The 20,804-nt window shown below is 72.8% G+C and carries 20 protein-coding genes and 1 tRNA gene; 12 read left to right on the plus strand and 9 right to left on the minus strand.

The genetic code is table 11. The features are described 5' to 3' along the window. Positions 1 to 17: 17 nt before the first annotated feature. A complete protein-coding gene (locus tag ACOOHC_RS17035) occupies positions 18 to 962 on the minus strand; it encodes an SDR family NAD(P)-dependent oxidoreductase (protein ID WP_420451589.1) in 945 nt (314 codons plus the stop codon). 145 nt (positions 963 to 1,107) lie between these two features. On the opposite strand from ACOOHC_RS17035, the gene ACOOHC_RS17040 reads away from it, so the two are divergent. The 8 genes from ACOOHC_RS17040 to ACOOHC_RS17075 all read left to right on the plus strand — a co-directional run bounded on the left by ACOOHC_RS17040 (position 1,108) and on the right by ACOOHC_RS17075 (position 9,739). After that, a complete protein-coding gene (locus ACOOHC_RS17040) occupies positions 1,108 to 2,391 on the plus strand; it encodes a CaiB/BaiF CoA transferase family protein (protein WP_420451590.1) in 1,284 nt (427 codons plus the stop codon). Positions 2,392 to 2,572: 181 nt separating this feature from the next. After that, complete coding sequence (locus ACOOHC_RS17045; RefSeq protein WP_420451591.1) at positions 2,573 to 3,565, plus strand: hypothetical protein; 993 nt, start codon at positions 2,573 to 2,575, stop codon at positions 3,563 to 3,565. Positions 3,566 to 3,600: 35 nt separating this feature from the next. Next, positions 3,601 to 4,761: a kynureninase gene (locus ACOOHC_RS17050; RefSeq protein ID WP_420451592.1), complete on the plus strand. Its 1,161-nt coding sequence runs from the start codon at positions 3,601 to 3,603 to the stop codon at positions 4,759 to 4,761. Between the two features lie 160 nt (positions 4,762 to 4,921). Then, on the plus strand, positions 4,922 to 5,269 hold the full coding sequence (locus tag ACOOHC_RS17055; RefSeq protein ID WP_420451593.1) for an antibiotic biosynthesis monooxygenase family protein: 348 nt from the start codon (positions 4,922 to 4,924) through the stop codon (positions 5,267 to 5,269). A gap of 56 nt (positions 5,270 to 5,325) precedes the next feature. After that, positions 5,326 to 6,576, plus strand: coding sequence for an aspartate kinase (locus ACOOHC_RS17060; RefSeq protein WP_420451594.1), 1,251 nt, complete (start codon positions 5,326 to 5,328; stop codon positions 6,574 to 6,576). A gap of 62 nt (positions 6,577 to 6,638) precedes the next feature. Then, complete coding sequence (locus tag ACOOHC_RS17065) at positions 6,639 to 7,559, plus strand: TRM11 family SAM-dependent methyltransferase (protein WP_420451595.1); 921 nt, start codon at positions 6,639 to 6,641, stop codon at positions 7,557 to 7,559. A gap of 102 nt (positions 7,560 to 7,661) precedes the next feature. Beyond that, the gene (locus ACOOHC_RS17070; RefSeq protein WP_420451596.1) at positions 7,662 to 8,876 is read left to right on the plus strand and encodes a cytochrome P450; all 1,215 of its coding nucleotides are present in this window, start codon (positions 7,662 to 7,664) and stop codon (positions 8,874 to 8,876) included. A gap of 95 nt (positions 8,877 to 8,971) precedes the next feature. Continuing rightward, a complete protein-coding gene (locus tag ACOOHC_RS17075; RefSeq protein WP_420451597.1) occupies positions 8,972 to 9,739 on the plus strand; it encodes a phosphatase PAP2 family protein in 768 nt (255 codons plus the stop codon). A gap of 18 nt (positions 9,740 to 9,757) precedes the next feature. Here ACOOHC_RS17075 and ACOOHC_RS17080 read toward each other — a convergent pair whose 3' ends face one another. Both ACOOHC_RS17080 and ACOOHC_RS17085 read right to left on the minus strand, forming a co-directional pair. After that, complete coding sequence (locus tag ACOOHC_RS17080; protein ID WP_420451598.1) at positions 9,758 to 10,612, minus strand: PPK2 family polyphosphate kinase; 855 nt, start codon at positions 10,610 to 10,612, stop codon at positions 9,758 to 9,760. Continuing rightward, positions 10,609 to 11,475, minus strand: coding sequence for a phosphatase PAP2 family protein (locus tag ACOOHC_RS17085; RefSeq protein WP_420451599.1), 867 nt, complete (start codon positions 11,473 to 11,475; stop codon positions 10,609 to 10,611). The genes ACOOHC_RS17080 and ACOOHC_RS17085 overlap by 4 nt, the downstream gene beginning before the upstream one ends. Positions 11,476 to 11,702: 227 nt before the next feature. Between ACOOHC_RS17085 and ACOOHC_RS17090 the strand changes: the two genes are divergently transcribed. Further along, complete coding sequence (locus ACOOHC_RS17090) at positions 11,703 to 13,085, plus strand: hypothetical protein (protein ID WP_420451600.1); 1,383 nt, start codon at positions 11,703 to 11,705, stop codon at positions 13,083 to 13,085. Between the two features lie 15 nt (positions 13,086 to 13,100). Here the strand turns inward: ACOOHC_RS17090 and ACOOHC_RS17095 are convergent, their stop codons facing one another. Continuing rightward, positions 13,101 to 13,922, minus strand: coding sequence for a class I SAM-dependent methyltransferase (locus ACOOHC_RS17095; RefSeq protein WP_420451601.1), 822 nt, complete (start codon positions 13,920 to 13,922; stop codon positions 13,101 to 13,103). Positions 13,923 to 14,049: 127 nt separating this feature from the next. Between ACOOHC_RS17095 and ACOOHC_RS17100 the strand changes: the two genes are divergently transcribed. Beyond that, entirely contained in the window at positions 14,050 to 15,111 is a 1,062-nt protein-coding gene (locus ACOOHC_RS17100; protein ID WP_420451602.1) for an aspartate-semialdehyde dehydrogenase, read from the plus strand. A 39-nt stretch (positions 15,112 to 15,150) separates the two neighbouring features. Here the strand turns inward: ACOOHC_RS17100 and ACOOHC_RS17105 are convergent, their stop codons facing one another. After that, positions 15,151 to 15,429, minus strand: a complete 279-nt coding sequence (locus tag ACOOHC_RS17105) for a MazG nucleotide pyrophosphohydrolase domain-containing protein (RefSeq protein ID WP_420451603.1) — start codon at positions 15,427 to 15,429, stop codon at positions 15,151 to 15,153. 106 nt (positions 15,430 to 15,535) lie between these two features. Between ACOOHC_RS17105 and ACOOHC_RS17110 the strand changes: the two genes are divergently transcribed. Continuing rightward, a complete protein-coding gene (locus ACOOHC_RS17110; RefSeq protein WP_420451604.1) occupies positions 15,536 to 16,459 on the plus strand; it encodes a hypothetical protein in 924 nt (307 codons plus the stop codon). 76 nt (positions 16,460 to 16,535) lie between these two features. Here ACOOHC_RS17110 and ACOOHC_RS17115 read toward each other — a convergent pair. From ACOOHC_RS17115 to ACOOHC_RS17130, 4 genes are all read right to left on the minus strand, one after another. Beyond that, positions 16,536 to 16,609, minus strand: a tRNA-Pro gene (locus ACOOHC_RS17115). A gap of 15 nt (positions 16,610 to 16,624) precedes the next feature. After that, entirely contained in the window at positions 16,625 to 17,113 is a 489-nt protein-coding gene (locus ACOOHC_RS17120) for a response regulator (RefSeq protein ID WP_420451605.1), read from the minus strand. 9 nt (positions 17,114 to 17,122) lie between these two features. Continuing rightward, positions 17,123 to 18,325, minus strand: a complete 1,203-nt coding sequence (locus tag ACOOHC_RS17125; RefSeq protein ID WP_420451606.1) for an ArsA family ATPase — start codon at positions 18,323 to 18,325, stop codon at positions 17,123 to 17,125. Continuing rightward, entirely contained in the window at positions 18,322 to 19,260 is a 939-nt protein-coding gene (locus ACOOHC_RS17130; RefSeq protein WP_420451607.1) for an ArsA-related P-loop ATPase, read from the minus strand. Before ACOOHC_RS17130 ends, ACOOHC_RS17125 begins: the two co-directional genes overlap by 4 nt. A gap of 2 nt (positions 19,261 to 19,262) precedes the next feature. On the opposite strand from ACOOHC_RS17130, the gene ACOOHC_RS17135 reads away from it, so the two are divergent. Beyond that, positions 19,263 to 20,630, plus strand: coding sequence for an NfeD family protein (locus ACOOHC_RS17135; protein WP_420451608.1), 1,368 nt, complete (start codon positions 19,263 to 19,265; stop codon positions 20,628 to 20,630). Positions 20,631 to 20,804 lie beyond the last annotated feature (174 nt).

Genomic DNA, 20,804 nt, shown 5'->3' on the forward strand with positions numbered 1-20,804 from the left:
GACGACCGGCGAAGGCGTCAGGGTACCGAGGGCGCGGGCGATCCGGACGACGGCTCCTCGTCGCCGCGGTCGTCACGGTCGCCGGTGCGCTCGTCACCGGTGCGCGCGTCGCCGCCGTCACCGTCGCGGTCGCCGTGATCGTGGTGCGGCGGGGCGACGTCGTCGCCGAAGAGCATCGTCATCGCCGCGTCGATGTTCGGCCCGCGTCGGAGGTGGTGCCCACCGTCGACGCCGATGCACGTCCCGGTGATCCACGAGCTCTCCGGCCCGGCGAGGAACCGCACCAGCTCGGCGACGTCGCGCACCGTCCCCGTGCGACCGAGGGGCATCTGCGAGAGGTAGTCCTCGAGGATCGCCGGGACGCTCATCAGCCCCGTCGTCGCCTCGGTCGGCACGAGGCCGGGGCGGACCGCGTTGGCGCGCACGCCGTGGGGACCGAGCTCGTCGGCGACCTGGCGCACCAGCATCTCGAGGCCCGCCTTCGACACCGTGTACGGCGTCATGTACCGGTGGGTCTCGACCCCCGCGATCGACGACACCGCGACGATCGACCCGCCTCCGTTGTCGAGGTGCCCCACCGCGTGCTTCATGGTGAGGAAGGCGCCGGTCAGGTTCACCGAGAGGACCCCGTTCCACTCCTCGAGGGTGGTGCGGTGGAACGGGTTGGCGGCGCCGTGGCCCGCGTTCGCGACCACGATCGAGAACCGGCCGAGGCCCGCCGCGGTCGAGCACGCCGCCGCGACGCTCGCCTCGTCGGTCACGTCGCACCCGACCGTCACGATCGCGGATCCCGGGTGGTCCGCGCGGAGCTGCGCCGCCACGTCCTCGAGTCGATCGAGGCGCCGCGCGGCGAGGACGACCGCGGCTCCGTCGTCGACGAGGGCCCGGGCGCACCCGAGGCCGATGCCCGACCCGCCACCGGTGACGAGCGCCACCTGGCCGTCGAGCGCTGCGTCCTCCATCGCTGGAGTGTGACACGCCGCCCCGACCGGCATCGATGTCGAGGGGCCGCGCGATCGCGCCCAGCGATCTCGACCGCGCTCGCACGATCGTCCGCGGCGCGCCCCGGCTTCGCCCCCGACCCCCCGGCGGACCACGATGAGCCCGGTGAGCACCACCGACGAGACGACGACGACCGACACCGACCCCGCCGGTCGCGACGACGGGGCGGGCACCGCGTCGCGACCGCTCGACGGCGTCGTCGTGCTCGACCTCACCCGCGTCCTGTCGGGTCCCCACTGCACCCGCATGCTGCACGACCTCGGTGCCGAGGTGATCAAGATCGAGCCGCCGTCGGGTGACCTGACGCGCTTCTCGACCCCCCGGCGCCACGGCGTCGCGAGCTACTACGCGCAGCAGAACACCGGCAAGCGGAACCTGAGCGTCGATCTGGCGACCGAGGAGGGCGCCGCGCTCGTGCGCGAGCTGGCCACGCACGCCGACGTGCTCATCGAGAACTACCGACCCGGGGTGATGGGCAAGCTCGGTCTCGGACCCGAGCGCCTCCTCGAGGAGAACCCGCGGCTCGTCTACGCCTCCGTGTCCGGCTACGGCCAGGACGGACCGTGGGTCCACCGTCGCGCCTACGCCCCGGTGGTCGAAGCCGAGACGGGCATCATCGCGTCGCAGGGCGACTCGCGCGGCGGCGAGTACGCGAAGGACCCCCACAGCCACGCCGACGTCTACACGGCGCTCGAGGCGTCGTCCGCGATCCTCGCCGCGCTGTACCAGCGCGAGCGGACGGGGCGCGGGCAGACGGTCGACATCTCGATGGCCGAGACGATGATGTACGTCAACGAGCACATGCACGACGCCCTGTGGGGCGAGGCCGACGAGCCCGACTGGATCCGCAGCTTCCGCCCGGGCGACTACGTCGTCATGAGCACCGCCGACGGGGAGTCGCTGATCGTCAGCGGCCACCCCGCCGAGCGCGGGACGTTCGACCTGTTCATCGCGGCGATGGGTCGACCCGAGCTCGCCGACGACGAGCGCTTCGGCGACGTCGCGTCGCGCCTGGCGAACTACGCGGAGCTGCGCCGGATCATCGTCGACTTCGCCGCGACGGTCCCCGACGCCGAGACCTTCGAGGAGATCTTCTCGCGCCACCGCCTCGCCGTGGGCCGGGTGCGTCGACCCGGTGAGATCGCCGACACCGAGTGGGCGCGCGAGCGCGGCTCCACGGTCGAGGTCGACGATCGCAGCGGCGGGACGATCCGGCTCCCGAACGTCCCCTGGCGCTTCGGCGACGCGCCCGGTGTCGCCGTGTCCGGCGTGCCGAAGTACCGGGGGGAGGACAACCGAGCCGTGCTCGCCGAGCACCTCGGCTACGACGACGAACGCCTCGACCGACTGGAGCGGGACGGCGTCATCTCCTCCCGCCTCCCGTCCTGAGGCCGCGGGGTCGGTCGGATCGCCGTCCGCGGGTGGCCCCCCACCTCCCCCATCTCGTCGTCGTCGTGCCCGGATCGCGGACCCGCCCCGATGCGACGACGACGTGACCATCGGGCGCACCCGGGTCCGGGCCGGGCGCACCGTGCGGCGCCCGCACGCTCGGCTGCGAGACTGCACGGCGATGGCGCTCTCGTTCCCGGTGGAGCCGATGAAGGCGACGATGGGGTCGATCCCCGCGCACGACGGCGCGACCGAGCCAGGGGGCGAGGCGCGCTGGGCCTACGAGATCAAGTGGGACGGCCACCGCACGATCGCCCACGTGCGTGACGGCCGGGTTCGCTTCCAGTCGACCGCCGGGCACGACGTGACCGGACGCTGGGCGGACGTCGCAGCGCTCCCGGAGGGCGTCCACGCCGGTGCCGCCATCCTCGACGGGGAGATGGTCGTGTTCGGCCCCGACGGACGGCCGAGCTTCGACCTCGTCCAGCGGCGCAGCGGCGAGCGCACGGCCGGCGCCGTGTTCCAGGTCTTCGACGTCCTCCAGGTCGACGGCGTCGACACCACCTCCCAGGTGTACCTCGACCGACGGCGCCTGCTCGTCGGGGTGCTCGAGGCAGGGCCGCGCTGGCTGGTGCCGGCGCACCACGTCGGCGGCGGCGAGGCGCTCCTCGCCGCGACGGCCGAGCAGCGCCTGGAGGGGGTGATCGCGAAGCGCCTCGACTCCACCTACCGCCCGGGCACGCGCTCGACGTCGTGGCTGAAGGTCAAGAACCGGACCCGCACCACGCTGACGATCGGCGGGTTCACCACCGGCACGGGGCGTCGGTCGTCCACCTTCGGGTCGCTGCTGGTCGGCATCGACGTGCAGGCGGCGGCGAACGATCCCGTCCTCGTCCGAGCGCTCGACGCAGCAGCGCCCGGCGGACCCGGCGGGCCCGGGCTCCGCTTCGCCGGCGGGGTCGGGACCGGCTTCGACGGGTCCACGCTCGAAGCGCTGACCGCTCGGCTGCGCGGGCTGCGCAGCGACGCCTGCCCGTTCGACCCCCCGCCGCCGCGCGCGGTCTCGCGCGCCGCGACGTGGGTCCGTCCCGAGCTGCGCGCGGTCGTCGACATCGCCGAGTTCACCAACGAGGGCCTCGTGCGCCACGCCAGCTTCGTCGACCTCGCGCGGTGAACGAGCGGCCCGCCACCCGCCACGAGGCGGAGGAGATGGATCGGGTCGATCCGCTCGCCGGACGCCGAGGTGACTTCGTCGTCGCCCGCCCGGAGCGCATCTACCTCGACGGCAACTCGCTCGGCATGACGCCTCGTCGCACCGTGGACGCGCTGCGCCACGTCGTCGAGCACGAATGGGCGCACGACCTGATCGACGCGTGGTGGGACGACGGGTGGCTCGAGCTCCCGCTCACCGTCGGAGACGAGCTCGCACCCGTGATCGGCGCCCGGCCCGGCGAGGTCGCCGTCCACGACTCGACCACCGTCTGCCTGTTCCAACTCGTCAACGTCGCGCTCGACCTCCACCCCGACCCCGACCCCGACCCCGACCGCGATCGCCGAGTCGTCGCCGTCTCCGACACGGAGTTCCCGACCGATCGCCACGTCGTCGACGGCATCGCGCGGCTGCGGCGCGACGTCGAGGTCCGACGGGGGCTCGACGATCTCGACGGCGTCGACGTCGCTGTCCGGTCGCTCGTCGACTACCGCACCGCCGAGCTGGTCGCCATGGCCGATGAAGAGGAGCGCGCCGCCGAGGCGGGAGCGACGATCGTGTGGGACCTGTCCCACGCCGCCGGGGTCGTGGCGGTGGATCTCACCGGTGACGGCGCGGTGCTCGCCGCGGGGTGCACCTACAAGTTCCTCAACGGCGGGCCGGGTTCTCCGGCGTTCACCTACGTCCGCCGAGAGATCCACGAGGCGGCCACCCAACCGATCTGGGGGTGGTTCGGGCAGGACCGGCAGTTCGCGATGGACCGGTCGTTCGATCCCCGAGCCGGCGCGGGCCGGATGCTCAACGGCACCCCGGAGGTGCTCGGGCTGACCGCGGCGCGCTCGGGCATCTCGCTGACGAACGAGGTCGGGATCGACGCGATCACGGCGAAGGCGCGGTCGTTGAGCGGCTACGCGATCGAGCTCGCCGGCCGGCTCGGGCTCCCCTGCCCGACTCGTCCGTGGCCCGCCACGAGCGGGGGCCACGTCTCGATCGTCCACCCCGAGTCGAAGCGACTCCAGCTCGAGCTCGCCGAGCGCGGGGTCGTCGTCGACGAGCGCGACCCCGACGTGCTGCGGCTCGGCCTCTCGCCGCTCACCACCCGGTTCGTCGACGTCCACGACGCCCTCCACCACCTCGCCGACCTGGTCTCGCCGTCCTGACCCCACCCGGGTCCGCCCCCGGTCGACCGCCAGGCGGGCACCGAGTGCTCGTCGCGCCTGACGCCGAAGGTACGTGGGAGGGCGCGAGTGCTCATCGGGTCTGACGCCGGAAGCACGCGGGCGGGGCCCGGGCGAGGGGCGCGACGGGCATGATGGGGGGATGAGCGTCGTCAAGATCAATGCCATCTCGATCCCCGAGGGGATGGGCCCGCAGCTCGAGAGCCGATTCGCCGGACGGGCGAAGATGGTCGAGGGGTTCGACGGCTTTGAGGACTTCCAGCTGCTGCGCCCCACCGAGGGCGAGGACCGCTACTTCGTCTACACGCGCTGGGCGTCGGAGGAGGCGTTCGAGAACTGGAGGAGCAGCCAGGACTTCGAGCGCGGCCACGGGACCGGCCAAGCCGACGGCAACACCGGTGACGACGGCGAGCAGAAGCGCCAGCCGGTCGCGCAGGGCGCGGAGCTGATGTCGTTCGACGTGGTCGAGCACGTGGTGAAGGACGGCTGAGCGTGCGGCGATCCGTCCCCGGTCGCGACCCGGCTCGGGGGTAGCATCGGATCCCCGTGGGCCTGATCGTTCAGAAGTACGGCGGCACCTCGGTCGCGGATCCCGACCGCATCCGCGAGGTCGCGGACAACATCGCGATCACCCGTCGACGGGGCGATGACGTGATCGTGGTCGTGTCCGCGATGGGCAAGGCCACCGACAACCTGATCGCCCTCGCCGACCGGGTGTCGTCGATCCAGTCGGGGCGCGAGATGGACATGCTGCTGACCACCGGCGAGCGCCAGACGGCCGCGCTGGTGACGATGGCGCTCCACGAGCGCGGCGTCGACGCGATCAGCTTCACCGGCAGCCAGGTCGGGATCATCACCGACACCGCGCACCGCAAGGCGAAGATCGTCGAGGTGAAGGGGGACCGCGTGCGGGCCTCGATCGCCGACGGGAAGGTCGCGGTGATCGCCGGGTTCCAGGGGGTCAGCACGGCCAAGGAGATCACGACGATGGGTCGCGGCGCGTCCGATCTGACCGCGTCCGCGCTCGCCGGCGCGATGGACGCCGACGCGTGCGAGATCTACACCGACGTGACCGGCGTGTTCACCGCCGACCCCCGCCTCGTCCCGCGTGCGCGCAAGCTGCGGCGCGTCCACTTCGACGAGATGCTCGAGATGGCCGGCGCCGGATCGCGGGTGCTCGCGATGCGGTCCGTCGAGTTCGCCCGCAACCATGACGTCCCCCTCCACGTCCGCTCCGCCTTCACCTGGGAGCCGGGGACGTGGGTCAGCAACGAGGAGCCCTCCGTGGAAGATCCGATCATCTCCGGCGTCGTCACCGACATGAGCGAGGCGAAGGTCACCGTCCTCGGCGTCCCCGATCGTCCGGGGATCTCGGCCGCCCTGTTCGAACCGCTCGCCGAGGCGAACGTGAACGTCGACATGATCGTGCAGAACACCTCCACCGACGGCACCACCGACATCAGCTTCACGATGCCGATGGCCGATCTGCGCGAGTCCGAGTCGATCGTCCAGCGCGTCGCCGACGACATCGGCGCGGCGAGCGTGACCCACGACGACGGCATCGCCAAGGTCAGCCTGGTCGGTGCGGGGATGAAGTCCTCTCCCGGGATCGCGGCGAAGATGTTCCGCGTCCTCGCGGACGCGGACATCAACATCCAGATGATCTCGACCTCGACGATCCGGGTGTCGGTGATCCTCCCGGCACCGGACATGGAGCGCGCCGCCCGATCGCTGCACAGCGCGTTCGGGCTCGACTCCGCCGCCGACTACAGCGCCCCGCTGCCCGAACGCCGCTGAGCTCCGGGCCCGGCGCCGTGCGCGAGAGGCCGGGTGACCCGGGTGAGGCACCGACGGCCTCCGTGGCCCTGTGCGCGCGCATCGACCGCCACGGGCTGATCGCAGCCGAGTGCGAGCTGCTCACCGGCGGACTCCCCGACGGCGACGGCGTCGCCCGGTGCGCGTCGGTCGACCTCGTCACGCGGGCCGCCTACGTCCGCCTCGGGTTGCACGTGCTCGCCGAGGCTCGGGACCTCGGATCGCTCGTCGAGGTCGTGGCGGGCCTCGACCTGGACGCCGATGGGTTCCGCGTCGACCTCCACGACCCGTCCGCTCGGCTGGATCGCTCGTCACGCGAGGTCGCGATCGCCCTCGCCGACGTCATCGACGCCGACCCCGACCTGCGCCGACCGCGTCACCGCTTCGTCGTGGTGTCCGCAGCGGGCGGTGTCGTCCTCGCCGAGGTGGCGACGGAGACGGACGCCGGCTACCGGATCCACGACACGAAGCCCTGGACGACGTCGTCGTCGCTGGATGCTCGCTTCGCGCGTGGCCTGGTGAACCTCGTGCCGGGCGCGACCTCGGTCCTCGACCCGTTCTGCGGCGCCGGGTCGATCGTGCTCGAAGCGGCCTCGCTCGGACTGGAGGCGACCGGGGTCGACTGGAAGCCGGCGATGGTCGGGATGACCCGCGAGAACCTCGACCACTTCGGGTACTCCGCGACGGTCGACCGCAGCGACTCGCGCACCGTGGAGCACCGCGCCGACGCCGTCGTCACCGACCTCCCCTACGGTCACGCGATCGACGGGGACGAGGCGACGATCCGGACCGTGCTCGAGCGTTGCGCGCACCTCGCACCCCGCGGGGTCTACGTCGCGCCGCACGACATCTCCGACTGGTTGGCGGACGCCGGCCACGACGTCGCGTCCGTGCACCGCGTGGTGAAGCGGCGCGGGTTCACCCGCCACGTGCACGTGACCGGGTCTCGGGCGGCGGGCGCGTGACACGTGCGGCCGCTGCGCGCCACGTGACCTCGACGGGCGATGGTGACGATCGTCTCGCCGATCCGCTGGAACGACGTTCCAATCCGTGGTTGACTGGAGCTCGTGGCGGATGCTCGACCGGTCGTCTTCAACCCCCTCGAAGAGGGCTACGCGGAGGATCCGTGGCCCCACTTCGCCGAGCTGCGCGACCACGACCCGGTCCACCGCTCGGTGATGACCAACTGGTTCCTCTTCCGCCACGCCGACGTCCTCGCCCTGCTCCGCGACCCCAGCCTCAGCGTCGACGACGCGAACGTGCTGGTGCGCGACGAGGAGCGGTACCAGGCGGCCCGGGAGGCCTACGGTGACGAGCGCTCGACCTCCATGCTCGGGCGCGACGCCCCCGATCACACCCGGCTGCGGCGACTCGTGTCGAAGGCGTTCACCCCCTCCTCCATCGCGGCCCTCGAGCCGGCGATCGTCGATCTCGTCGACGGAGCGCTCGACGAGATGACCGAGCGGGGGAGCGGCGAGGTCGTCGGTGACCTGGCCTTCCCGCTCCCCTTCGACGTGATCTCGGTGATGCTGGGGATGCCCGAGTCCGACGCGGAGCAGGTGGCGGCGTGGTCGTCCGCGATCGTCAAGACGCTCGACCCGATCATCACCGAGGACGAGATGCGCGCGGCCGCCGACGCCTCCGCGAACCTGCGCGGGCTGCTCGCCGAGGTCATCGAGTGGAAGCGTGCGAACCCCGCCGACGACCTGCTCACGGCCCTGATCTCGGCGCACGAGGACGGCGACCACCTCAGCCCCCGGGAGCTGCGCGACCAGGTCCAGCTGCTGTTCGTCGCCGGCCACGAGACGACGGTCAACCTGATCGGCACCGGCATCCACGAGCTCCTCGCTCGCCCGGACCAGGCGGCGCTCGTGCGCGACGATCCCGCTCTCGGCGCGAACGCCGTCGACGAGCTGCTGAGGTTCGTGTCGCCCGTGCAGTTCTCCCGGCGGATCACCCTGCGCGACATCGAGATCGACGGGCACCGGATCGACGCGGGCATGTTCGTGATGGCGGCGCTCGCGTCCGCGAACCACGACCCGGCACGATGGGGCCCCGATGCCGAGGAGCTCGACGTGCGACGTCGCGACGCCGGGCAGCACGTGGCGTTCGGGAGCGGGAGCCACTACTGCCTCGGAGCCTCCCTCGCGAAGCTCGAGGCGCGGATCGCGATCGGCTCGTTCCTCCGCCGGTTCCCGGCGGCCGGCGTCGCCGCCGAGCCGGTGTGGAACGGTCGGATCAACCTGCGAGGACTCGACCGCCTCGAGGTCGACCTCGGCTGAGGCGCGGCGCCCGGGCGCCTCTCGCGGGTCTGCGACCGGACCCGTGCCGCGGACTACGCTCCTCCCGGCAGCGGACGGACGACCGAGGACACGGGGTGCACAGGCGAGAGCGATCGGACACCTCGTGGTGGAGGGACTGGCCCCTCGACCGTGACGACGGAGCCACCCTGGCCGTCGCGTTCGTGACCGTGGTGGTGGTCGGTTCGCTGGTCGGGCGGATGCTCTACGACTGGTTCGCGCCGAACGGGCTCACCGACCTCGACGAGCGGATCGCCACCTGGCTGCTCGAGAACCGTGACCAGGACCTCAACGGGTCCCTGGAGTGGGGCGGGCGGCTGTCCGACACCGTCCCCAAGGCGGTCGTCTCGCTGCTGGTCGCCGCCGCCTCGATGGTCGCATGGCGACGTTGGCGCGAGGCCCTGCTCATCGGCATCAGCCTGGTGTTCGAGGCGGCGTCGTTCATCACGATCACCACGATCGCCCAGCGCCCGCGGCCCGACCTGCCCGCGCTCGAGACGTCGCCGGTGGCAACGAGCTTCCCGTCGGGCCACATCGCGGCCGCGACGGTCTACGGGGCGTTCGCGATCATCGTCTTCTGGCACACCCGGTCCCGTCGGGCGCGCACGCTCGCCGTCGTCGCGACGGTCGCGGTGGTGACCGTCGTCGCCGTCAGCCGGGTCTACGAGGCCGCGCACTTCCCGTCCGACGCCGTCGGTGGGGTCATCCTCGGGCTGGTGTCGCTCGCGGTCGCCGTGCGCGTCCTGGGTGAACCCGCCGACGCCGCGACCCGGATCGAGGCGGGCGACGACGAGGGCCCGCCAGCGCAGATCGGACCGCCGGGGTCGCTGCGCTCGGCGTCCTGAGCTCGCCTTCGGCACGCCTCAGTTCGGAGGCTCCAGCGCGGCGCGCAGCTCGTCGGCGTCCCACTCCAGCGGCGGGTACTCCTCGTCGAACGACTCGAACACCTCGACCAGCATCTGCGCGATCACCCAGTTGCGGTGCCACTTGTGATCGACGGGGACGACGTGCCAGGGATGGGCCTCGGTCGACGTCCGCCCCACCACCTCTCCGTAGGCCACGCGGTACTCGGGCCAGCGAGCTCGGCTGTCGAGGTCGGAGAGCTCGAACTTCCGGTGCTTGTCGGGCCGCCGGATGCGGCGCAGGAACCGTTCGCGCTGCTCGTCGTAGGAGATGTTCAAGAAGCACTTCACGACGGTGATGCCGCGCTCGGCGAGCTCGTCCTCGAACGCGAGGACCTCGGCGAGGCGCTCCTCGAACATGTCGTCGGTGAACTCCTCCCCGTCGAGCTCGCCCTCCACCCGGGGCACGATCACGTCCTCGTAGTACGACCGGTCGAACACCGCGAACTCGCCCGGCCGTGGCAGGCCACGACGGATGCGGTCGAGGTGGTGCTCGGCGCGCTCCTCCTCGGTCGGCTCGGCGAACGTCGAGACCCGCACCCCGACCGGGTTCATCGCCTGGACGACGTGCTTCAGCGTCCCGCTCTTGCCGGAGCAGTCGCTGCCCTGGAGGACGAGCAGGACCGCGTGCTCCTCGTTCGCCATCATCACGTCGAGCAGGTCGTACAGGCGGGGGCGGTGGACGTCGGTCAGCTCGTCCTCCGCCTCGTCCTCGTCGAGGAACGACGCCCGGGTGTCGTAGCCGTCGATGACCACCGGTTCGCCCTCGGAGTCGATGCGGTGGTGGTCGAGGAAGGAGTCGGGTCGATCGCTCATCGGGCGAACTCCTCGGTGGACGAGGTCGGCGTCGAGGACGCCCCGCTCCGGCCGACCTCGCCGAAGCGCAGCAGGCGGCCGCCGAACGCGAGGGTCGCGACCGCGAACCACGCCCAGCCCACGACGACACCGGCGACGACGTCGCTCACCCAGTGGACACCGAGCAGGACGCGCGTCGCGGCGACGGTGACCGCGACGACGACGGCGGCGGCCGCGACCGCCCGTCGCCGACCGGACGACCGGTGCCGGGCGAGCACGAGCGCGATCGCCGCCCAGCACGCCGCGGCGGCCGCCGAGTGCCCGGACGGGAACGACGTCCCGCTGTACCCGGTGAGCTGGCTGACCGACGGGCGCTCTCGGTCGACGAGCAGCTTCAGGCCGTTGTTCAGCACGGTGATCCCGAGGCCGACGACGGCGAGGTAGATCCCGGCACGCCAGTGCCCGTCGCGCACCCGACGGTGGAGCCCGATCGCGATCATCAGCGGGAGCAGGTACGGCGTCCCCCCGAGCCGGGTCAGCGCATCGAGCACGGTGGTGGAAGTCTCGGTGGCGCTGTCGGCTCCCCACCGTGCCGCGGACTCGTCCCAGCGGGCGATGCCCCCCGCCGCGTCGATCGACGAGAAGATCCACCCCACCACCACCGCGGCGACGAAGATCACGACGAACGTCGAAGCGACGACGACCCCACCCACGACCCGTCGGTCGAGGGTCCGCGCCCACGACCGCGCCCACGAGGGGGAGCGGGCGACGACCCACGGCTCGGGGGAGGCGTCGTCCCCGCCCGGTCCCGAGGTGGCCGCGCGGGCTCCGACGAGCGCCGCGATCACCGCGATCGCGACGAGCACGATGGCGACGACGATCACGTGACGATCCCCGGCGCCGCTCGCGCCGCGGGGTCGGGGTCGACCGCTCCCCCCGCAGGCGGCTGCGAAGCTCGGCGGTCGGGCGCGATCGTCGTCGTCACGGGCCCCATCATGGTCGCCGTCCGACCCGAGCCGCTCACCCACCCCTCGACGGCTCGACGCCCCGACCAGAAGGGCCGCGCGGATCGGCGCGGACGGACCCGGAGCGCTCCGGTACCGTCGGGAGCGTGGACGACACCACGGCGCCCGGCGCCCCACCCGATGCCGGGACGGGCACCGGTGCCGGCGGGAGCGCCGGGCGCCGCGCCGGTGACGAGTCGACGTCGCACGACGAGGTGGTGCTCGTCACCCGTCCCGACGGAGTGGTCGCCGTCCAGGGTCCGACCGCTGCGGTGGACCGCCTGACCCGGCGCATCGAGACCGTCCTCGGCTCTCCCCGTGCGACCGACGCGGTCCACCTCGCGACGGCGACCGCATCGGGGATCGACGTCCTCGCCGATGCCGGCGACGACGCGCCGACGACCTTCCGCTTCACCCGGAGGGCGATGGAGCTCCTGCGAGACGGCGAGGTGCTGCCGGCCGAGGACGGGTACCTGCGCGGCGTGGTCGCCACCGGGAGCGAGGTGGGCGGCCCGATCGACTGGCTGCCGATCGCTGCGGGCGCCGACCTGCTGCAGCTCCAGACGGCGGCGGTCGGCCTCGCGCTGCGCGCCTCGATCCGCAGCCTCACCGACGCCGTCGACCGCGTCGAGCGCCGCGTCGACGAGCTGCGCGACCTCGTGCGATCGGGTCAGGTCGGCGAGGTGCTCGGGCGTCACCGTGTGATCACCGAGCGTCTCGCGATGATCGACGGTCCCGACGGGGCCGGCCTGGGTGAGACCGACTGGGCGGCCGTGGCGCACCTCCACCCCGAGATCGTCGGTTCGCTCGAGCGGACCCGCGTGTTCGTCCGGGCGCGCATGGCGGCGAGCGAACCGGGACGGATGGTGCGCAGCCGGGTCGAGGTGGCCGAACGGCTGGTGGAGGCGAACCTCGCCGACGCGCTCGGGGTGCTCGCGACCTGCGAGCACGACCTGGCCGGTTGGCAGAGCCTGCGGATCGATCGGGTGGCCCGCACCGAACCCGACCACCTCGACGCCGTCCTCGCCGACGTCGAGGCGAGCCTGGAGCTCCACCGCGTCGAGGACCAGCACCTCGTCGACGACCTCGCCGCCCTGATCGACGAGCTGATGGAACCCACCGGGCTCGAGGGGATCGAGGTCGTCCACCGTCGCCGCCTGCTGCGCCACGTGCAGGCCATCCACGCCGCGACCGTCACCTTCGCGCGCCAGCGCGACCTCGAGGTCGCCGATCCGGTCCACGGGGTGCTCCCCGGCCTGTCCGACGCCGTGGGCACCGTCGCACGCCGTTCCGTGGACGGGGGCCGCTGGGCGCTGGGCCGGATCCGTCGACGCGGCCCCGGTCGCGCCCGCGCCGATCTCCCCCTCGACCCACGTGAGCTGCCGCCTCCCGACCCCGGACCCGACCGGCCCCCGGCGCCCGGGCAGCCGCCGCCACCGGTCCCCGATCAGCCTCCACCACCCGATCCGGCGCGACGCGCCGAGCGCTGAGCGCCGCGTCGGCGGTCAACGGGCGGTGGCGACGATCCAGTAGTGGTTCTCGTTGATCCCGACGAACTCGCGCACGGTCGCCCGACGACCGGAGGTGCGGCTCGAGGGGTTGCGCCACACCTCGATGTCGCGCAGCAGCGGGGCGAGCGGACGGATGATCTCGTCGGGCTGGAGCCGGTTGGCCTGCCACCCGATCCGCGCCGCCGTCCGGCGGCGCGACAGCCACGTACCGAGCCCGGGGATCCGGAACAGCTGGCGCACGACGCGCCCGAGCGGGAGCACCAGCGGATCGATCGAGCTGCGGCTGCGGTAGTTCAACGCCACCTTCCCCCCTGGGCGCACCACCCGGACCGCCTCGGCCGTCAGGTCGAGGGCGTCGTCGACGTCGCAGTGCTGGAAGGTGATGTAGCTGAACGCGACGTCGGCGGAGTTCGGCGGGAGGTCGAGCGACTTGCCGTCCTTGACGTGCAGGGTCGCGAGGCGATCGACGTTGCCGAAGCGGGCGACGGTCTCGTGGCAGCGCTCCAGGAACCCGGCGTCGAGGTCGCACGCGACCACCGAGGCGAAGCGACGGGTGAAGGCGCACGTCATGCGACCGATCCCGCACCCGATCTCGACGAGGGTCAGATCGTCGCCGCCGTCGGCGAGCCCGAAGATCTCGATGTAGGCGGGGACCTCGTCGTCGCCCGTCGCGACGAACTCCTCGAGCGTCAGCGACGATCCGGTCTCGTTGTTGAAGACCCAGCCGGTCGCGCGGACCACCTCGTCGGCGCTGTGCTGCTGCTCGGTGATGCGACCGGCCGTCTTCCACGGGACGAACTGGCTGCGGTGGCGCACCGTTCGATCATGCCAGCTCGCCCGAGCGCGTTCCCAACACGGGCGCCCCGACGCCCCCCCGGGACCGTCCGGGGGGCGGTCGAGACGGCCCGATGGGGCCCCGGCGGCCGCGCCTAGTCTTGGGCCCATGCCGAACGACGTCTCCACCCCCTCCGACGCGCTGAGCGTCGGGATCGTCGGCGCCACCGGCCAGGTCGGTGGGGTCATGCGACGACTGCTCGCCGAGCGCTCCTTCCCGGTGAGGCAGCTGCGCTTCTTCGCCTCCGCCCGATCCGCGGGCACGACCCTGGGGTGGGAGGGCCGCGAGATCGTCGTCGAGGACGCCGAGGTCGCGGATCCGTCGGGTCTCGACATCGCCCTGTTCTCCGCCGGGGCCACCTCGTCGCGCTCGCTCGCCCCCCGCTTCGCCGAGGCGGGCGCGATCGTGATCGACAACTCCTCCGCGTTCCGCATGGATCCCGACGTCCCCCTCGTCGTCGCCGAGGTGAACGGCCACCTCGTCGCCGATGCGCCGAAGGGGATCATCGCCAACCCCAACTGCACGACGATGGCGGCGATGCCGGTGCTCAAGCCGCTGCACGACGAGGCCGGGCTGGTGCGCCTGGTCACGTCGACCTACCAGGCGACCTCCGGATCCGGTCTCGCCGGGGTGGACGAGCTGCACGAGCAGATCCGCAAGGGGGCCGACCAGGCCGATTCGCTGACCCACGACGGCGAGTCCGTCGACCTCGGGGAGCCGTCGAAGTTCGCACGCACGATCGCGTTCAACGTCGTCCCGATGTGCGGCTCGGTCCTCGACGACGGATCGTGGGAGACCGACGAGGAGCGCAAGCTGCGCGCCGAGAGCCGCAAGATCCTCGACATCGCCGACCTCGCGGTGTCGGGCACGTGCGTGCGGGTCCCCGTGTTCACGGGGCACTCGCTGTCGATCAACGCCGAGTTCGCCCGTCCGATCTCCCCGGAGCGGGCCACCGAGCTGCTCGCCGACGCCCCCGGCGTCGAGCTGAGCGAGATCCCGACCCCGTTGCAGGCGGCCGGGCGGGATCCGAGCTACGTCGGGCGGATCCGCCGCGACGAGGGGGTCGCCGACGGTCGCGGGCTCGCGCTGTTCGTCAGCAACGACAACCTCCGCAAGGGGGCGGCGCTCAACGCGCTGCAGATCGCGGAGCTGGTCCGGCCCCGGCGCTGACCCGCCCTCGCCGCGCTCCGCGCCGGGGCGTGACCGCGCTCAGCACGAGCAGGGCAGCTCCCCGCACACCGGGCACCCCTGCGCGTAGCGTGCGACCGCCTCGTTGAGGTCGATCCCCTTCTGGTTCGCGAGGGTCGCGACCCAGGCGACCACGTCGCCGAACTCGTGGAGCTGCTGGTCACGGGTCCCCTTGCGCACCGCCTGCGCCAGCTCCCCCACCTCCTCGCACAGCCACGCGACGGTCGGGGCGACGCCCCGATCGCGATCACGATCGCCGTACGTCCGGTCGATGACGTCCTGCAGCTCGGAGAGGTCCATCGCCGGAAGGGTACGCACCACCCCGACCGCACCGGCTCCCGCCCGGATCGGGCGGCGCGACGACGGGGCAGCCGATCCTCGCCGTCCACACCGTGCGATCACGTCCGTGGCACCGCTCCGGAAGATACGTTCGGTGGTCATGAGAGCTCTCGCCGTGGTTGCCGTGGCACTCTCCGGCGCGTTGGTCGCGTGCGGGCCGCTCGACGCGGACGACGACGCGACGTCGACGGACCCCACGGACGTCGGCGAGCCGTCGGCGACGTCGGGCGACGCCTCCTCGCCGAGCCCCACGGCACCGGGATCCACGCCCGCCGCGACCGACGCCTCGCCGAGCGGCGCCGTCGACTCCGCCCCCGCCGCCGGGCCCGGGACCACCACCACGATCCGGATCGAGCCGGCGACCACCCCGTCGCTCGACGATCTCGGCGCGCCTCCGCCGGGCTCGGCGCCGGCCGCGACGACCGGCGACGACGACGAGAGCGACGACGACGAGAGCGACGACGACGAGGAGGTGGGTGACGGTGCGACGGGTCCGGGGTCGACGGCCGCGGATCGCTTCGACCGTCGCCGAGGACTCGTCTGGGAGAGCGCTGTCGACCCGTCGCGCGTCAACGCCGACGTCGAGCGCCCGCGCTGGGAGGCGAACGGCGTCACGGTGGAGCTCGACCTGGTGATCGTCGCGCCCGGGTCGGATCCGGCGTGCGTCGAGGTGAACGCCCGGGAGGGGACCGACGAGCCGGTGTGCCTCATCGTGCAGGTGCGCTTCGACGTGGGCGAGGGCTTCCCGGTCGTCGACGACGATCCGCAGGCGATCGTCGAGATCGACGCCGCGATCACCTTCGACCGCCTGCAGATCGACGGTCGGGTGAGCGACAGCGGGTACCCCGGCACGGTCGACCACACCCTCACCGACGCGTTCCCGGGGGCGGCCGGCGGGACCGTGGTCAAGATCCGCTCGGGATCGGAGACCGCCGGGTTCGCCGTGCACGACTACCTGGTCCCCGGCGACCTGCCCGAGATCGACTTCTGACGTCGGAGCGCTCGCGGCGGGCACGCCCGGGCGAGCGGTCGTCGCGCGTCGCCGACGGTCTCGACGAGCGATGGAGTCGGGGTGGGGAGATTTGAACTCCCGGCCTCCACGTCCCGAACGTGGCGCGCTACCAAGCTGCGCTACACCCCGTAGCGGCTGACGATGCTACCCGGCGCCGACCGCGTCTTCCTCGGACGAGGTGGCCTCGTCGCCCGCGGCGCCGGACCCGCCGGTGTCGATCATCGGGTCGACGGCAGGGGCGTCGGGCGCCAGGCCCTCGGTGTGGCGGCCGCCGCCGGCCACCGCCTTCGCCGCCCGCCGCAGGCGCAGCGAGTCGAGCGGCTTGATCAACCACCCCTCGGCTCCGCACCGGCGTGCGAGGTGCAGGTCGGCACGACGGTCGATCAGCATCAGCACCGGGACGTGGGGGAGGGCGTCGGCCGACTCGTCGAGGCGCAGCGTCATCGTGACGGCCATCCCGCCCATCGAGCCGATCTGCAGGTCGAAGATCGCGAGATCGGGCGTCCGCTCGGCGACCTGGTCGGCCACGACGCGCCCGTCGCGGCAGACGGTGAAGGTGACCTCGGGTCCGCCGAGGGCGTTGGTGACCTCGTCGACGATCCAGTCGGCATCGGTGGCGAGCAGGATGTGCACCCGGTCACGCTACCGCGTCGTCGCCGGGGGTCGAGGTCCCGCTCCGCCATCGAGCCCGTCGTCGGCGAACAGGTGGAGCGCGATCTCGTCGAGGCCGCCGAGGTCGTGGACGTCGGCCGACAGCAGCGGGACCATCGCCACCGGCGCGCGCCCGGTCAGCTCGACGAGGGGCGCGAGCGCTTCGATCTCGGCGGCGCGCGTCGCACGCAGCTCGGCGAGGTTGCGCCACAGCAGGTCGAGCTCGGATCCGCCCGCGCCGTCGACGGGACCGGGCTCGTCCGGAGTCCGACCGAAGTCGGGGAGCACCCGGTTCACCACCGAGGCGTCGATCCCGACGCCCTGGTCGCGGAGCTGGCGTGCGAACCAGACGGCCTCGGTGATCGTGTCGTGGCGCGGGGTGGCGACGATGACGAACTTGGTCCGGTCCGCGCGCAGCAGGGCCACGACGTCGTCGGCCCGCTCGCGGAACCCGGTCTCCATCCCGGCGAACGCCTGGAAGAACGCGAGGGAGTCGGCCAGCACGTCGGAGCCCACGACCTTGCCGATCGCCCGGAAGATCGGCTGGGCCGCGGCGCCGAAGATCTTCAGGCTCGAGCGCGTCGGGAGCATCGCCAGCTTGAACACCCGATGGTCCAAGAAGCGCGACAGCACGCCGGGGGCGTCGAGGAAGTCGAGCGCGTTGCGGCTCGGCGGGGTGTCGACGACGACCAGGTCGAAGCGGTGGTCGAGGTGCAGCGCGTGCAGCGTCTCGGCCGCCATGTACTCCTGCGTCCCGCTCATCGCGGAGGCCATGTTGCGGTAGAAGGGATTGCTCAGGATGCGGTCGACCTGGTCGGGGTCCTCGGCGTACCGCGTGACCAGGCCGTCGAAGGTCGCGGCCGTGTCGAGCATCATCGCCGAGAGCTCGCCACCTCGGTCGGCGCCACGACCGCCCGCCGCACCCTGGGCGTCGGCGTCGGCGTCGGCGTCGGCGTCGGAACGGAGGTCGATGCGGCGCGGCTCGCTCGTCAGCCCGTCGTCGAGGCCGAGCGCATCGGCGAGCCGACGCGCCGGGTCGATCGTGACCACCACGACCCGGCGGCCCGCACGGGCGGCCTCGAGGCCGACGACCGCCGCGGTCGTCGTCTTGCCGACGCCCCCCGATCCGCAGCACACGACGACGTCGGCGGACGCCACGACCCCGCGCAGCGTCTCGCTCGACGGTGGCGTCATCGGGTCGACCCGGCCGCCGGGACGACGGGTTCGTCATCGGCGAGGAGCTGATCGGCGAGCGCGTCGATGTCGTCGGGTCCCAGACCGGCGGCCGGGAGCGACGGCACGACGACGCGGCCGAGGGGGAGGCGCGCCGAGAGGCGGTCGAGCGCGTCGCTCTCCATCGACCGTCGAGCGCGACGGAAGTCGACGGCGGCGCGCAGCGTCTGCGCGGTCGACGCGTCGAGCTCGGAGACGAGGTCGTCGGTGGTGCCGGCATCGGGGAGCTCCACCCCGCGGTCGACCCCGTTCACCACGACCGGCCCGAGGCGGATCCCGACCTGCTCCTCGAGCGCGTACGCGGTCTCGATCGTCTCGTTGACCGGGGTCGTCTCCGGCAGGGTGACGAGCACGGCGAGGCAGCGGTCGGGGTCGGTGAGCAGCTCGAGCACGTCGTCGGACTGGGCACGGATCGGACCCCCGCGCACGGCGTCGGCGAGCCCGGTGGCCGAGGTGAGGAAGGTCACCGCGTGACCCGCCGCCGGCCCGTCGACGACGATCAGGTCGTGGTGGCCGCTGCGCTCGTGGTGCTTCACCTTGCCGAGCACCACGACGTCGTCGATGCCCGGGGCGGCCGTCGCGATCATGTCGATCACCCCCGTGCGGTTCAGTCGCTTCGCAATCCGCTTGAAGCCGTGCTCGTCCAGGTACTCCTCGAGCAGCTCGGACGCCGAGAGGTGCCGCACCTCCAGCGTCTCCCCGTCACGGGGCGGGAGCAGGCCGGCGAGCGCCGACTTGCCGTCGAGCTCGAGCACGAGCACACGACGCCCCGAACGAGCGGCCGCACGGGCGATGACGGCCGTTACCGTTGTCTTCCCCACCCCGCCCTTGCCCGCGACCACCACGACGTTCGCGGCGGTCAGTGACCGAAGAGGCGCTTCACCCACCGGAGGCATCCGTGCGCAGACTAGCGATCGGCCTGCTCGTCACCCTGGCCACCCTCGCCCTGGTCGGTGGCCCCGCCGGCGCTCAGGACGACCCCGCCGAGACCCCCGCCGTCGACGTGCTGCAGGTCAGCGGGTTCGTCGACCCGATCCTCGTCGAGTCGATCCGCGACGCGATCGACCGAGCGGTCGAGGGCCGCGCCCAAGCGCTCGTCCTGCAGGTCAACTCCCGCGGCACCGTCGTCGACGACGAGGTGCTGTCCGACCTGCTCGCCGAGGTCGCCGACGCCGAGGTCCCGATCGCCGTGTGGGTCGGTCCGAACGGCGCGCGCCTCTACGGCCCCGCTGCGCAGATCCTGACCGTCGCGGACATCACCGGCATGGCGCCCGGGGCGCGCGTCGGCCACGTCGGAGCGCCGCTCTCGGCCGGATCCGAGACCATCGGCTTCGACGGCGCCGCCCAGGACCGGTTGCGCGCCGGCTCGGTCGGCCTCGACGACGCCCGCGAGCTGGGGGTGTTCACCGAGATCCGAGACGTCGGGGTCCCGACGATCAAGAACATGGTCGAGGTGCTCGACGGTCGCGAGGTCGACGGCCGCACCCTCGAGGTCACCGAGGACGCCGTGACCGACAGCGGACAGCTCCGCCGGGAGACGACGTCACCCGTCCGCTTCTCCAAGCTGTCGCTCGTCGACCAGCTGTTCCACACGGTCGCCAGCCCGCCGGTGGCGTACCTGCTGCTGCTGACCGGGCTGGCGCTGATGGTGTTCGAGTTCTACACCGCGGGGGTGGGCGTCGCCGCCGTGGTCGGCGCCGCGTGCCTGATCCTGGCCACGTCCGGGCTCTCCGTCCTGCCGACGCGGTGGTGGGCGGTCGCGCTCGTCGTCGCGTCGATGGCCGCGTTCGCGGTGGACGTCCAGGTCGGGATCCCGCGCTTCTGGACCGGTGTCGGGATCGTCGGCACGATCGTGGCGAGCGCGGCGTTGTTCGAGGACCTCCCGGGGACCTCGCTGCGTCCCTCGTGGATCGCTCTGCTCACGGGCATCGGAGGGATCGCGCTGACCTTCGTCGTCGGCATGCCCAACATGGTCCGCACCCGGTTCGCGACTCCCACGATCGGGCGGGAGTGGATGATCGGCGAGGAGGGGACGGCGGTCACCGACGTCGACCCCGACGGCGTCGTCGAGGTGGGCGAGGGCCGTTGGCGAGCGCTGACCAACCGAGCGACCCCGGTCCGGGCGGGCGACCCCGTGCGCGTCGCCTCGATCGACGGGGTCACCCTCGAGATCGAGCCGCTCGAGGGCGCGGCGCGCGACTACCGCGAACCGCGGGGGGCCTCGACGCCGCCGGTCGACCGGCCCGCCGACGACGCCTCCGCCTGAGGCGGGCGGGGCTCCCGCCGCCGACCGCGACGTCGGTTCCTCGCCCCACGGCCGTCGACGCACGGGAGGTCGTCAAGTTCGTCGACGATCGTGCCGACGTCGTCGTGTGACCGAACCTCCCCGTCCCGACGCGCCGATCGATCGGGTCGCCGGCTGCTCGGACGAGTCGCCCGC

It is taken from the genome of Ilumatobacter sp., assembly GCF_965215205.1.
In the GTDB taxonomy this organism is placed as follows: domain Bacteria; phylum Actinomycetota; class Acidimicrobiia; order Acidimicrobiales; family Ilumatobacteraceae; genus Ilumatobacter_A.

Bases quoted from the DNA above. Each gene is read 5' to 3' on its own strand.
- ACOOHC_RS17035 (WP_420451589.1), bottom strand. From the start codon at position 962: ATGGAGGACGCAGCGCTCGACGGCCAGGTGGCGCTCGTCACCGGTGGC.
- ACOOHC_RS17045 (WP_420451591.1), top strand. From the start codon at position 2,573: ATGGCGCTCTCGTTCCCGGTGGAGCCGATGAAGGCGACGATGGGGTCG.
- ACOOHC_RS17050 (WP_420451592.1), top strand. From the start codon at position 3,601: ATGGATCGGGTCGATCCGCTCGCCGGACGCCGAGGTGACTTCGTCGTC.
- ACOOHC_RS17055 (WP_420451593.1), top strand. From the start codon at position 4,922: ATGAGCGTCGTCAAGATCAATGCCATCTCGATCCCCGAGGGGATGGGC.
- ACOOHC_RS17080 (WP_420451598.1), bottom strand. From the start codon at position 10,612: ATGAGCGATCGACCCGACTCCTTCCTCGACCACCACCGCATCGACTCC.
- ACOOHC_RS17100 (WP_420451602.1), top strand. From the start codon at position 14,050: ATGCCGAACGACGTCTCCACCCCCTCCGACGCGCTGAGCGTCGGGATC.
- ACOOHC_RS17105 (WP_420451603.1), bottom strand. From the start codon at position 15,429: ATGGACCTCTCCGAGCTGCAGGACGTCATCGACCGGACGTACGGCGAT.
- ACOOHC_RS17125 (WP_420451606.1), bottom strand. From the start codon at position 18,325: ATGACGCCACCGTCGAGCGAGACGCTGCGCGGGGTCGTGGCGTCCGCC.
- ACOOHC_RS17130 (WP_420451607.1), bottom strand. From the start codon at position 19,260: ATGCCTCCGGTGGGTGAAGCGCCTCTTCGGTCACTGACCGCCGCGAAC.